The organism is Teichococcus coralli, from assembly GCF_009829925.1.
In the GTDB taxonomy this organism is placed as follows: Bacteria; Pseudomonadota; Alphaproteobacteria; order Acetobacterales; family Acetobacteraceae; genus Pseudoroseomonas; species Pseudoroseomonas coralli.
This window is the reverse complement of sequence record NZ_SNVJ01000017.1, coordinates 60,114-72,749: the sequence shown is the minus strand read 5'-3', so window position 1 is coordinate 72,749 and position 12,636 is coordinate 60,114. Positions and strand designations below refer to the sequence as shown.

The window sequence follows — 12,636 nt, the reverse complement described above, 5'->3', positions numbered from 1 at the left end:
CCTCAAAGCCCGGATGAAGCAAGGAATTGGGGAGCGAACTCCCCCATGCCCCCTCCTTTTCCTATCGGTTTTTCGGCTTCGCCTGGAACAAAGGCGTCCCTGATGATCCGCGCGGCAAACGGATGGAGNTCCCTGATGATCCGCGCGGCAAACGGATGGAGAAAAAGAAGAGGGGGTCCGGGGGAGAATTCATTCTCCCCTGGCCTGCCGCGGCCGGTTCATTCCACGGCGATGCTGTGGTCCACCGCCGCGGCCTGCCGGGGACGGCGCAGCAGCAGCAGCAGCGGGATGGAGGCCAGCGACAGGATCATCAGCAGCTTGAAGTCGTCGAGATAGGCGATGATGGTGGCCTGGTTGGTCACCAGTTCGTCCAGCGCGGCGCGGCCGGGCAGGGTGAGCGGGCTGTAGGCCTGCATCTCCGGCTGTTGCAGCAGCCGGTTGAAGGGCGTGATGTGGCTGACAAGCTCGGCGTGGTTGATCTGCGTATTCTCGCTGATCAGCGCCGTCACCGCCGAGATGCCGACCGCCGAGCCGATGTTGCGCGACAGGTTGTAGAGACCGGTGCCCTCGCCGCGCTGCTGCGCCGGCAGCGTCGAGAAGGTGACGGTGGTCAGCGGCACGAAGAGGAAGCCGAGCCCGGCGCCCTGCACGAAGCCGGTGACGATGATGCGCCATTGCGAGACGTCGGGCGTCCAGGCCGTCATGTCGTACATCGCCCAGGCCGTCAGCAGCAGGCCGGTGGCCAGCAGCAGGCGCGTGTCCACCTTGCCGATCAGCCGGCCGACGATGAACATGCAGACCATCGTGCCCATGCCGCGCGGTCCCATGACGATGCCAGCGGTGACCACGGGGTAGCCCATCAGCGTCTGCAGGTAGGGCGTCATCAGCGCCAGCGAGGCGAGGTAGGTGATGCCGACGACGAAGATGAAGACCATGCCGAGGGCGAAGTTGCGGTCCAGGAACAGGCGCGGGTTCACGAAGGACCGCTCGGCCGTGAAGGTGTGCACGAGGAAGATGTAGAAGGCCGAGGCCGCCACCACCGCCTCGATCAGGATTTCGCCGGAGCCGAACCAGCCGAGCTGCTCGCCGCGGTCGAGCATGAGCTGCAGGGAGGCGATGGTGAGGCTGAGCGCGCCGAAGCCGGTCCAGTCCAGTTTCGCGCCCTGCTCGACGCGGGTCTCCTGCACGAAGGCGCTGACGCCAAGGAAGGCCAGCAGGCCAAGCGGCACGTTGATGTAGAAGACCCAGCGCCAGCTCAGGTTGTCGGTCAGCCAGCCGCCGAGCACGGGGCCCAGCACCGGCCCCACCATCACGGAAACGCCGAACAGCGCCATGGCGGAGCCGCGCTCCTCCGGCGTGTAGATGTCGAGCAGGATGGCCTGGGAGAGCGGTACCAGCGAGGCGCCGAAGAAGCCCTGCAGCAGCCGGAAGGCGACGATCTGCACCAGCGACTGCGCCAGGCCGCAGAGCACCGAGGCGGCGACGAAGCCGGCGATGGCCACCAGCAGCACGCGCTTGCGGCCGAAGCGCGCCGAGAGCCAGCCGGAGGGCGGCGTCATGATCGCGGCGGCGACGATGTAGGAGGTCAGCACCCAGTTGATCTGGTCGGCGCTGGCCGAGACGCTGCCCTGGATGTAGGGCAGCGCGACGTTGGCGATGGTGGTGTCCAGCGCCTGCATGATCACCGCCAGGATGACGCAGGCGGTGATGGCGCCGCGGTTGGCGACCGGCATGGCGGGCGCCCTCAGCCGGCCCGGCCGGAGGCGCCACCGAACAGCCCGGACAGGAAGGGCGGCAGGCCGCGCGCATGGCCGGTGTCCACGCTGACCACCGCGCTCATGCCGGCGCGCAGCGGCGGCGCGCCCTGGGCGGGGTCGAGGCGCACGCGCATGGGGATGCGCTGCACCACCTTCACCCAGTTGCCGCTGCTGTTCTGCGCCGGCAGCAGGGCGAAGCTGGAGGCGGAGGCGGGGCTGACGCTTTCCACCGTGCCGTGCCATTGGCCATCGGGATAGGTGTCGATGGTCACCGTCACCGGCTGGCCGGTCCGCACGTAGGTCAGCTCGGTTTCCTTCGGCGTGGCCTCGATCCACATGTTGTCGGTGGCGACGATGCTGAAGGCGGCGGTGGCGGCGGCGAGGTACTGGCCGGGCTGCAGCGAGGGCACGTTGGTCGCGGTGCCGGCGATCGGCGCGCGCACCGTGGCATGGGCGAGCTGGCGGGCGGCCTCGTCGCGCGCGGCCACCGCCTCGACGTAGCGCGGGTGCCGCGCAACCGGAAGGTCCGGGTCGCCGCCCAGGCCGGCGGCGATGCCGGCGAGCTGCTGGTTCAGCGAGGCCACCTTCTGCTGCGCCGCCTGCAGGTCGCGCTGCGCCTGCTCGAAGGTGACGTGCGAGGCGACGTTGCGGGCGATCAGCTGGCGCTGCCGGTCCAGCTCGCGCGCGTCGTAGTCCACCTCGACCTGCGCCTGGCGGATCTGCGCCTGCATGTCGCGATAGCCGGCCTTCTGCGCGTTCAGGTCGTTGGCGACGATGCCGAGCTGCGCCTCGGCGCGGGTGAGCGCCAGGCGGAAAGGCTGGTCGTCCAGGCGGAACAGCACCTCGCCCGCCGCCACGTGCTGGTTCTCGTGCACCGCCACCTGGGTCACGATGCCGGAGACGTCGGTGGTCACGCCCACCATGTCGGCGCGGACATAGGCGTTCTCGGTGGACATGATCTGCCCGCCGGTGACGTAGAAGTAGCCGCCGGCCAGCAGCGCCACCGGCAGCAGCAGGAACAGCGCCCAGCGCAGCCGGCGGCGGCCCGAGGCGCGTGTCGCCGGCGGGTGGTGCGGCGGCTCGCCGGTGCTGATGGGCGCCTCGTCCTGGGGCTCGGTTCGCGGTTGCAGCCGGCTCATCCTTGCTTCCTCGCTCTCATGGCAGTCCTGGCGGGCCGGGCTGCGGTCCGCTCAGTCATGCGTCGCCTCCTCAACGGGCTGCTCGCAGGCGGCGGTCAGGTTCTTCCGCATCGCCAGCAGCAGCCGCAGCAGCTCTGCGCGCTCGGTCTGGGAAAGGCCGTCCAGCGCCTCCGCGCGGGTGCGGTCGCCGATCTGCCGCATCCGCGCCAGCATCGGGTGGGCCTTCTCGGTCAGGTAGAGCTGCCAAACGCGGCGGTCGGTCGGATGCTGCCGCCGCTCGACCAGCCCATTGCCTTCCAGCCGGTCCAGCAGCCGCGCCAGGGTGATCGGCTCGATCTCCAGCAGTTCGGCCAGACCGCCCTGGTGGATGCCCTCATTGGGCGCCAGGAAGGCCAGCACCTGCCATTGCGAGCGCGTCAGGCCGAGGCAGCGGGCGCGCTGCTCGAAGCGCTTGCGCAGGAAGCGCGCGACGTCGTGCAGCACGAAGCCAAGGGTGGGCTGGGTGTCAGGCATCCGGCAACAGGAGGCGAGGGGTCATGAGCTTCCCTCTTATAAGCATGCTTATGGTCTTCGCCAACCGCGTGCCGGCGGCTGGGCGGACCTCCTGTTGTGCAAGCCTTTGATTTTGTGTCCAGAAAGAAGGGACGCCCAGCGGTGGGGTCAGCTCCGCTGAAACGGAATGCGGCAACGGGGGCGCCACGGCCGAGCCCTCATGCCGGCTGGCGAGGGCCGGGGCCCAGGGGACAGCGCTCCCTGGCCGCGCTCAGACGGCGAGCGTGAAGCCCAGCCGGCTGGCGGCGTTGCGGATATGGGTGGCCATGGCGTTGCGGGCGGCCGCCGGGTCCCCGGCGAGGATGGCCGCATGGATGGCGCCGTGCTCGGCGATGGTGACGGCGATGACCTCGCTGACCGAGCTGCCCGGCCGGGTGCGGGTGGCCATGATGGTCTCGCGCACCTGGTCGGAGAGGAAGCTGATCACCCGGGCGATCTGCTCGTTGGCGGCGGCGCGCGCCACGGCGCGGTGGAAGGCGAGGTCGGCGTCCACCCCGCCGGGGTCGCCTTCCACCTCGCGCTGCATGTTCCGGAAGGCGTCGGTGATGGCGGCAACGTCGTTCTCGGTGCGGCGCTCGGCGGCGAGGCCGGCGGTCTGGATCTCCAGGATGGCGCGCAGCTCGAAGAGGTTGCGGAAGGTGGCGCCGTCCTGCAGCGCCTCGGCGTCGAAGCGCAGCACGCCGGTGCCCTGCTTGCGGATGACGAAGGCGCCGACGCCCTGGCGGGACTGCACCAGCCCGTCGGCGCGCAGGCGCGAGATCGCCTCGCGCACGACGTTGCGGCTGACGCCATAGGCATCCGCGAGCGCCTGCTCAGCGGGCAGGCGCTCGCCGGGCTTCCAGCGGCCTTCGGCGATGCCGGCGGCGACGAGATCGGCGATGCGGGAGGGAAGTTGCGGGGGGCGGCTGACGCGATCGCTCATGACTCGTCCAAGGTGAAGATCCGGCCCGGGCTCATGCGGCCGGCGGGGTCCAGGCCGGATTTGATCGCACGCAACAGATCGCGGTCAACCGCGCCCAGGCGCCGGAGAAAGGGCGCGCGCTTGACCCGGCCGATGCCGTGCTCGGCGCTGATCGAGCCGCCGAAGCGGTCCACCAGCGCGAAGATGAGCTCCTCGCCCTGGTGCAGCAGCGCCTCGCAGGCGGCGGGATCGAGGCCGCGCGGCGGCAGCAGGTTGTAGTGCAGGTTGCCGTCGCCGACATGGCCATAGGCGACCGGCAGGGCCGCGGGCAGGTGTTGGGCCATGGCGTCGTCGGCGGCGGCCATGAAGGTGGCGAGATCCGAGATCGGCACCGAGACGTCGGTGCGCAGATGGCGGCCGTGGCGGTGCTGTGCCTCCACGAGGTCCTCGCGCAGGCGCCAGAAGCCACGCGCCTGGGCCTCGCTCATGGCGACGCTGCCGTCGAGGACCGACCCGCGCTCCAGGCAGGCGGCGAGGAACTGCTCCATCAGCGCGGCAAGGTCCACCAGGCCGCTGGCGGAGGCCTCCATCAGCACATAAACCGGCGCGGGCGCGGCGAGCGGCTCGCGCAGGGCGGGGCTGGCGGCGAGGGCCAGCTCGATGCAGCGGCGCGGCATCAGCTCGAAGGCGGAAAGCAGGTCGGAGAGGTCGCGCCGGGCGGCGGCATAGAGCGCCATGGCGGCCTCCACCGAGGCGAGGCCGAGCATGACGGTCTGCACCTGGGTGGGGCGCGGGAAAAGCTTCAGCGCCACGGCGGTGACGATGCCGAGCGTGCCCTCCGAGCCGATGAAGAGCTGCTTCAGGTCATAGCCCGTGTTGTTCTTGCGCAGGCTGCGCAGCCCGTTCCAGACGCGGCCGTCCGGCAGCACCACCTCCAGGCCGAGCACGAGATCGCGGGCCATGCCGTAGCGCAGCACGTTGACCCCGCCAGCATTGGTGGCGACGTTGCCGCCGATCTGGCAGCTCCCCTGCGCGCCGAGCGAGAGCGGCAGATGCAGGTCGTGCCCGGCGGCGGCGCGGTGCAGGGTGGCGAGCACGCAACCGGCCTCGGCGACCATGCTGAAGTTCACGGGGTCGATGGCGCGAAGGCGGTCGAGCCGCTCCAGGCTGAGGACCAGCTCCTCGCCCTCAGGGGAGGGGACGGCACCGCCGACCAGCCCGGTATGGCCGCCCTGCGGCACCACCGGCACCTTCGCCTCGGCACAGAGGCGCACCACCCCAGCCACCTCCTCCACCGTGGCAGGGCGGGCGACGGCGAGCGGGCACCCGGCGAGGTCGCCGGACCAGTCCTGTGCGTAGCGGGCGAATTGCGCGGGCTCGTCGAGCAGGCCCTGGGCTCCCAGCAGGTCCCGCAGGCGGGGGATCAGGTGGCCGGCAATGTGCAAGTTCGCCCTCCCTGGCGATCCCGGCGTGGCAAGGCGCCGGGGGACGTGGCGGCGCCGAGGCTCGGGCCGGAAATCACTTGTCCAACAATAGGACGACGTGCCAGAGTTCAGCAACAACGACGCGCCGGGACCAGCCGGGGCAGGCCTGCGGGCAAGGAGGAAGCCGGATGCCAGGAACACGGAGCCACCGTCGCGCGCCGGAGGCCGTGGCATGAGCCAGACCACCGACACGCCCGCCCGGCCGCGCCTGGGCTTCATCGGCATTGGCCTGATGGGCACGGCGATGAGCCTGCGGCTGCTGGAGCGCGGCTGGCCGCTGACAGTGTGGAACCGCGAGCGGCCCAATCTCGACCCGGTGCTGGCGGCCGGCGCCGCCGAGGCCGGCAACCCGCGCGAGGTGGCCGCGCGCAGCGACATCGTGCTGATGTGCGTGCTGGACACGCCGGCGGTGGAGGCCTGCGTCTGGGGTTCGAACGGCGTCGCCGGGGGCAAGGGCGGCGCGCGGCTGCTGATCGACTTCTCCACCATCGACGCCGGCGCCACGCGCGACTTCGCGGCACGGCTGCGTGAACGCACGGGCATGGGCTGGATCGACGCGCCGGTTTCCGGCGGGCCGGCCGCCGCCCGCGAAGGCACGCTGACCGTCATGGCGGGCGGCGAGGAGGCGGAGCTGCGGGAGGCCGCCGCGGTGCTGGCCGACCTCGCCGGCAACATCACCCGCATGGGGCCGGTGGGCGCCGGGCAGGTGACGAAGGTGGTGAACCAGGCGATCGTCGGCGCAGGCTTCATCGCCATGGCGGAGGCGCTGCACCTAGCCGAGGCCGCGGGCATCGATGCCGCCGCGCTGCCCGCCTGCCTGGCCGGTGGCCTGGCCGACAGCGCCCTGCTGCAACGCATCTACCCGCTGATGCAGCGCCGCGCCTTCGACCCGCCGCTCGGCTACGCGCGCCAGCTTCTCAAGGACATGAAGGCGGTGAAGGGCACTGCCGAGGGGCTCGGGCTCGACCTGCCCGGCGTGAAGACGGCCACCGCGCGCTTCAACGCCTATGTCGAGCAGGGCAACGCGATGGCCGACATCGTCTCGATCATCCGCCTCTACGAGCACGAGCGGCAGCAGGCGCAGAAGCAGCAATCGGGGAACTAGCGGAATGGCTCGGATCGGATTCATCGGCCTCGGCGTCATGGGGCGCGAGATGGCGCTCAACCTCGCCAAGGCGGGGCACGCGGTGGTCGGCCATGACGTCGTCCCCGGCGTGGCCGAGGGGCTGGCGGCGCAGGGCATCACCCCGGCGCACGACCTTGCGGCGGCGGCGGAGGGGGCGGAGTTCGTCATCCTCATGCTGCCGGACACCCCGCAGGTGGAGGAGGTGCTGACGGCGCCGGGCGGCCTGCTCGGCCGGCTGCGGCCGGAGCAGCTGGTGATCGACATGAGCACCATCTCGCCGGTCGCCACGCGCAAGATGGCGGAGGCGCTGGCGGCGCGCGGGGTGGCGATGCTGGATGCGCCGGTTTCCGGCGGCGTCACCGGCGCGCGGGACGCGAAGCTGTCGATCATGGTGGGCGGCGAGGAGGCGGCCTTCGCCCGCGCGCGGCCCGTCCTGGAGGCGATGGGCAGCAAGGTCGTGCATGTCGGCGCGATCGGCAACGGGCAGACGGTGAAGCTGTGCAACCAGCTGGTCTGCGCCATCAACATCCAGGCCATGTGCGAGGCCATCGCGCTGGCCCGCGCCTCGGGTCTCGACCCGGCGGTGGCGCGCGAGGTGCTGATGGGCGGCTCGGCCAACTCCTGGATGCTGGAGAACCTTGGCCCGAAAGTGCTGGAAAAGGACGCCGGCGCCGGCTTCCGCATCGACCTGAAGCTGAAGGACCTGCGCCTCGCCAACGATCTCGCCTTCCAGCAGGGCGTGCCGCTGCCGGGCACGGCGCTGGTGACGAGCCTCTACCTGGAGGCGCGCGCGCATGGCGAGGGCAGCAACGGCAACCAGGCGCTGTTCCGCGTCTATGACCGCATGACCGCGCAGGAGCGCTGACCGCGCCCTGCGCGGAATGTCCAGGAAAGCAAAGGGAAGAAAAGAAATGTTCAACTTCAAGACGGCCGTTGCGGCGGCCGCGCTGGCCTCCTCCGTGCTGCTGCCGGGGGTCGCCCTCGCCCAGACCGTGCTGAAGCTCGGGCATGTCTGGCCGGCGGCCGAGATCCATGCCCGGGCGGCGGAGCGCTTCGCGGCGGATGTCGCGCAGGCGACCAACGGCGCGGTGAAGGTGGAGATCTACGGCGGCAGCACGCTGGGCAGCGACCGGGAACTCGTCGAGGGCCTGCGCTTCGGCTCGAACGACATCTGGGTGGGCGGGGCCGGCGTCCTCACCTCCGCCTCGGACACGGCGAAGATCTTCGCGCTTCCCTTCATGATCCGCGACTCGCAGCATTTCGGGCAGGTCTATGGCGGCCCGACCGGCCAGGAGATCACCGAGGCCGTCAGGAAGGAGTCCGGCCTGCAGGTCCTCGCCTACTGGCTCCGCGGGCCGCGCTGGCTGACCACCAAGAAGCCGGTGAACGCGCCCGCCGACCTCGCCGGCCTGAAGATCCGCGTGCCGGACAGCCCGGTCTCGGTGGCTTCCTGGAAGGCGCTGGGCGCGGCGCCGACGCCGATGAGCTTCGGCGAGGTGTTCAACGCCCTGCAGCAGGGCGTGATCGACGGGCAGGAGAACCCGCTCTCGCTGATCCAGACCTCGAAGTTCTCCGAAGTGGTGAAGTTCCTCGTGCGCACCGAGCATTCCTACGAGCCGATCGTGGTGGTGATGAGCGCCAGCCGGCTGGCCCGGCTGCCCGAGGCGCAGCGCAAGGCGGTGCTGGAGGCCGCGAATGGCGCCGCCAAGGCCTTCGCGTCCGAGGAGGTGAACAAGGGCGAGGCGGGCTTCATCAAGCAGTTGCAGGGCGAGGGCATGACGCTGATCGAGCCGGACAAGGCGGCCTTCCGCGCCAAGGTCGGGCCGGCCTTCGTGAAGGCCAGCTTCCCCTCGGTCGCCGCCCTCTACGAGAAGGTGGCCGCCGTCGGCGCTCCCGCGGCGCGCTGACCGGACGGAAAAGGAGCCCGCCATGTCATCCCTCCCGCGCGCCGCCGCGGAGCCGGCGGACCGCCTTTCCGCCTCGCCGCGCTGGCTGCGGGTGGTCGATGGCTGCAATGCGGCGCTGCTGACGGTGCTGGCCCTGGTGCTCGGCCTGCTGGCGCTGCTCGCCTTTGCGCAGGTGATCGCGCGCTACCTGATCGGCGCGCCGCTCACCTGGTCGGAGGAGCTGATCCGCTACGTGCTGATCTGGTCCGTCTTTCTTGGCGTCGGGATTGGCGTGCGCAGGGGCATGCTGGCCTCGGTCGAGATCGTCAGGGCGACGGTGCCGGCGCCGGCCGCGAAGGTGCTGACCTGGGCGAGCCTCGCCCTCTCCGCGCTCTTCTGGATGGTGCTGGTCGCCTATGGCTGGATCATCCTCGGCAATGTGCAGGGCATGCGTTCCGGCGCGCTGGAGGTGCCGATGGCGTATGTCTATTCCGCCATCCCGCTCGGCAGCCTGCTTGCGCTGGCCAATACCCTGGCCGTCGCGCTCGATCCGCCGCGCGGCGGCAGCGAAATCCCGGTGGACTGAGGAGCCGGCCATGAGCCCCATCGCCATCGGCCTTGCCCTGCTGGCGCTGTTCGCCCTCGGCATCCCCATCGCCATTTCGCTGGCGGGCACGGCGGCGCTGTCCATGCATGCCTCGGGCATTCCGCTGCAGGCGCTGGTGCAGCGGATGTTCGCGGCGCTGGATTCCTTTCCGCTCACCGCCATCCCCTTTTTCATCCTGGCCGGCGCGCTGATGGAGGCGAGCGGCATCTCGCGCCGGCTCATCAACTTCGCCCAGGCGCTGGTCGGGCGCGCCACCGGCGGGCTGGGGCTGGTGACGGTGGTCTCGGCGATGTTCTTCGCCGCCATCTCCGGCTCCAGCGCCGCCACCACCGCGGCCATCGGCGGCACGCTGATCCCGGCCATGGCGCAACGGGGGTTCCCGCGGCCTTTCGCCACCTCGGTGCAGGCGGTCTCGGGCGAGCTGGGCGTCATCATCCCGCCCTCGATCCCGATGATCATCTTCGCGCTGACGGCGGGCGTGCCGGTTTCCATCGGCAGCCTGTTCATCGCCGGCGTGGTTCCCGGCCTGCTCATCGGCGCCTCGCTGATGCTGACGGTGCATGTCATCTGCCGGCTGCGCGGCTATGGCCAGGCCGCACCGCGCGGCGCTCCGGGGCTCGGCGAGCCGGCGGGCCTGTTGCGCAGCTTCCGCGACGCCCTGCTGCCGCTGCTGCTGCCCGTCATCATCCTGGGCGGCATCTATGGCGGCATCTTCACGCCGACCGAGGCGGCGGCCGTGGCGGTGTTCTTCGCGCTCTTCGTCGGCGCCGCGGTCTACCGGACGCTGACGCCGGCGCGGCTGCTCGCCGCGCTGCGCGCCTCGCTGCTCAGCACGGTGGTCATCCTCGTCATCATCTCGGCGGCCAGCGTCTTTGGCTGGGTCCTGACGGCCAACCGCATCCCCGAGATGATCGCGCGCTTCTTCATCAGCCTCTCGGACGATCCGGCGGTCTTCCTGCTGCTGGTGAACGCCTTCCTGCTGATCGTCGGCATGTTCCTGGAGACCGGCGCGGCCATCACCATCGTGGCGCCGATCCTGACGCCGGTGGCGATGAAGCTGGGCATCGACCCCGTGCATTTCGGCATCATCATGATCGTCAACCTGGCGGTCGGGATGACCACCCCGCCCGTGGGGGTCAACCTCTTCGTTGCCTGCCAGGTGGCGGGGCTCCGGATCGAGCAGATCCTGAAGAGCATGCTGCCCTTCTACGCCGTTCTGCTGGCCGACATCGCGCTGGTGACCTACCTGCCGCAGATCTCGCTCTGGCTGCCGCGGGCGCTCGGCTGAAGGCGCTCCCCGGGAGGTTTCGCCTCCCGGGTGGCCTGGCGTGGAAACGATGGCTTCGCCGAACCCGACGATCAGTCGGCGGGCGTGTCCATCTCCGCAAGCCAGATCTCGGCGGCATCGGCGGCCGCCTCGTCCGGGGCGGAGATGACGAGCTTGGAAGACTCGCCCGGGGCGGGGGCGATGGTCACGCCCCTGGCCTTGTATTCCTCGATGATCTCCTCGTCGAAGGTCAGCGAGACCGGGCGCCGGACAATGCGGGTGACCATGGCATCCTCACGCGATCCGCAGGAGTTCCACCGAGGGCGGCGAGAGCAGGATCTCGCTGAAGGCGCGCATCCAGTCGCCGGCATCGTCGCCGCCGCCCTGCTGGCGCAGGCTCTCGAACTGGTCGAGGCTGGCGAGCTCCACCTCGAACTGGAGCGCCGCGCCGCCCTGTCCGCGGGTGAGCGGCACCAGCAGCCGGCCCTTGAGGCCGTTGCGGCCGGCCGCCGCCATCTCCTGGCGGATCAGCTCGACGGCGCGCTGCCGGTTGACGGGCAGCACGTCATAGGAAAACCGCGCGAGATACATCGTCTCCTCCTCAGCCATCCTCAAGGGTGAAGCCGGCCTTCAGCGTGACCTGGTAGTGGTCCACCTCGCCGTCGTCGCCGACGGCGCCGCGCACCTGCACCACCTCGAACCAGCGCAGGTTCCGCAGCGTGCTGCTGGCGCGGCTGACCGCGCCCTGGATGGCATCCTCGATGCCCGTTTTCGACGAGCCGACCAGCTCGACCACCTTGTAGACATGGTCCGGCATCGCAGCCTCCCTTTCCGGGCTCCGCGATGGCGCGGGCAGCGGCTCCCGCCGCGGCCGGTTTGCGGAGCATGGAGGCAGAACACGGCAGGTGCGCCGTCCGTTGCCTAATCCGATCGAACCTGGCGGGGCGCGCGGCCCTGGCCACCGAGCGTCGCCAGGATCTGCTCCATCAGGTCGCGCGCGGCGGGGGAGGGCGCCCGGTCCCGCCGCCGCAGCAGGCCGATGCGGCGGGTCAGGGCCGGCTCCACCAGCGGCACCGCCACCACGCCCTCGCCCGCGCGCCCGGCGATGGCGGAGGCGGGCAGGGCGGTGAGCCCCGCCCCCGCCGCCACCAGCGCCACCGCGGTGGAAAGGTGCCGCACCTCGATCCGCCAGGGCGCCGCCACCCGCGCGCGGCGCAGCGCGGCCTCGATGATGCGCCGGTTCTCGCTGAGCGGCCCGATGGAGACCAGCGGCTCCTTGGCCAGCTCGCCCCAGGCGACGGCGGCGCGGCCGGCCAGCCGGTGGCCCGCCGGGCAGACCAGGAAGAAGGGTTCCTCCAGCAACGGGATGCTCTCGACGTCCCAGTGCTCGGGGCCGAGGGCGGCAAGCGCGAAGTCGAGCCGCCCCTCCTGCAGCATGTTGCGGATCTCGGCGCCGGAGAGGTCATAGACGATGACCTCGCCGCGCCAGTGCCGGCGGTGGCGCGCCAGCAACGGGCCGAGATAGCGCACCGCCAGGGTCGGCAGGCAGCCGAAGGCGACGTCCTGCGTCTCCGCCCGGCCGCCGGCGCGGCGCAGGGCGTCGGCAAGCTGCGCCAGGGCGCCCTGCGCCTCGGGCAGCAGCGCCGCCCCGGCCGGGCTGAGGCGGACCGGGCGGGAGCGGCGCAGCAGCAGCTCCTGCCCGACGATCTGCTCCAGCCGCTGCAGTCGCCGGGTCAGCGCCGGCTGGCTGATGCCGAGCCGCGCCGCGGCGCGCTGGAAGGAGCCGAGATCGGCCACCGCCAGGAAGGCCTCCAGCCCGGGCAGGTCGAGATGCATGGCCGCGATGATGCGCGCGATGCATCGGACTGTCACCGCATTGCATTGGACGCATGGGCGAACTCCCGGCCAGATGAAGGC

At 71.1% G+C, this 12,636-nt stretch carries 14 protein-coding genes; 5 read left to right on the top strand and 9 right to left on the bottom strand.

What is annotated here, in order from left to right:
• Positions 1 to 218: 218 nt before the first annotated feature.
• The 5 genes from E0493_RS17180 to E0493_RS17160 form a co-directional block, all read right to left on the bottom strand.
• Positions 219 to 1,733 (bottom strand): DHA2 family efflux MFS transporter permease subunit, encoded by a 1,515-nt coding sequence (locus tag E0493_RS17180; protein WP_160938475.1) that lies wholly within the window; start codon positions 1,731 to 1,733, stop codon positions 219 to 221.
• 11 nt (positions 1,734 to 1,744) lie between these two features.
• A complete protein-coding gene (locus E0493_RS17175) occupies positions 1,745 to 2,896 on the bottom strand; it encodes an HlyD family secretion protein (protein ID WP_160938474.1) in 1,152 nt (383 codons plus the stop codon).
• Positions 2,897 to 2,947: 51 nt separating this feature from the next.
• Positions 2,948 to 3,409 (bottom strand): MarR family winged helix-turn-helix transcriptional regulator, encoded by a 462-nt coding sequence (locus E0493_RS17170; RefSeq protein WP_160938473.1) that lies wholly within the window; start codon positions 3,407 to 3,409, stop codon positions 2,948 to 2,950.
• 250 nt (positions 3,410 to 3,659) lie between these two features.
• Complete coding sequence (locus E0493_RS17165; RefSeq protein ID WP_160938472.1) at positions 3,660 to 4,370, bottom strand: FadR/GntR family transcriptional regulator; 711 nt, start codon at positions 4,368 to 4,370, stop codon at positions 3,660 to 3,662.
• Positions 4,367 to 5,794, bottom strand: coding sequence for an FAD-binding oxidoreductase (locus tag E0493_RS17160; RefSeq protein ID WP_235913843.1), 1,428 nt, complete (start codon positions 5,792 to 5,794; stop codon positions 4,367 to 4,369). The genes E0493_RS17165 and E0493_RS17160 overlap by 4 nt, the downstream gene beginning before the upstream one ends.
• Before the next feature lie 211 nt (positions 5,795 to 6,005).
• On the opposite strand from E0493_RS17160, the gene E0493_RS17155 reads away from it, so the two are divergent.
• Genes E0493_RS17155 through E0493_RS17135 form a run of 5 tightly spaced genes read left to right on the top strand, consistent with a single transcriptional unit; the run spans position 6,006 to position 10,740 of the window.
• Positions 6,006 to 6,938, top strand: a complete 933-nt coding sequence (locus tag E0493_RS17155) for an NAD(P)-dependent oxidoreductase (protein ID WP_160938470.1) — start codon at positions 6,006 to 6,008, stop codon at positions 6,936 to 6,938.
• Positions 6,939 to 6,942: 4 nt separating this feature from the next.
• On the top strand, positions 6,943 to 7,824 hold the full coding sequence (locus E0493_RS17150) for an NAD(P)-dependent oxidoreductase (RefSeq protein WP_160938469.1): 882 nt from the start codon (positions 6,943 to 6,945) through the stop codon (positions 7,822 to 7,824).
• Between the two features lie 46 nt (positions 7,825 to 7,870).
• Positions 7,871 to 8,866 carry a TRAP transporter substrate-binding protein gene (locus E0493_RS17145; protein WP_160938468.1) on the top strand — a complete coding sequence of 332 codons (996 nt, stop codon included), beginning with the start codon at positions 7,871 to 7,873 and terminating at the stop codon, positions 8,864 to 8,866.
• A gap of 22 nt (positions 8,867 to 8,888) precedes the next feature.
• The gene (locus E0493_RS17140) at positions 8,889 to 9,431 is read left to right on the top strand and encodes a TRAP transporter small permease (protein WP_160938467.1); all 543 of its coding nucleotides are present in this window, start codon (positions 8,889 to 8,891) and stop codon (positions 9,429 to 9,431) included.
• 10 nt (positions 9,432 to 9,441) lie between these two features.
• Entirely contained in the window at positions 9,442 to 10,740 is a 1,299-nt protein-coding gene (locus E0493_RS17135; protein WP_160938466.1) for a TRAP transporter large permease, read from the top strand.
• Positions 10,741 to 10,811: 71 nt separating this feature from the next.
• Here the strand turns inward: E0493_RS17135 and E0493_RS17130 are convergent, their stop codons facing one another.
• The 4 genes from E0493_RS17130 to E0493_RS17115 all read right to left on the bottom strand — a co-directional run bounded on the left by E0493_RS17130 (position 10,812) and on the right by E0493_RS17115 (position 12,591).
• On the bottom strand, positions 10,812 to 11,006 hold the full coding sequence (locus E0493_RS17130) for a hypothetical protein (RefSeq protein WP_160938465.1): 195 nt from the start codon (positions 11,004 to 11,006) through the stop codon (positions 10,812 to 10,814).
• Positions 11,007 to 11,013: 7 nt separating this feature from the next.
• Positions 11,014 to 11,310 (bottom strand): hypothetical protein, encoded by a 297-nt coding sequence (locus tag E0493_RS17125; protein WP_160938464.1) that lies wholly within the window; start codon positions 11,308 to 11,310, stop codon positions 11,014 to 11,016.
• 10 nt (positions 11,311 to 11,320) lie between these two features.
• A complete protein-coding gene (locus E0493_RS17120; protein WP_160938463.1) occupies positions 11,321 to 11,536 on the bottom strand; it encodes a dodecin in 216 nt (71 codons plus the stop codon).
• Positions 11,537 to 11,640: 104 nt separating this feature from the next.
• Complete coding sequence (locus E0493_RS17115) at positions 11,641 to 12,591, bottom strand: LysR family transcriptional regulator (protein ID WP_160938462.1); 951 nt, start codon at positions 12,589 to 12,591, stop codon at positions 11,641 to 11,643.
• Between the last annotated feature and the right edge of the window lie 45 nt (positions 12,592 to 12,636).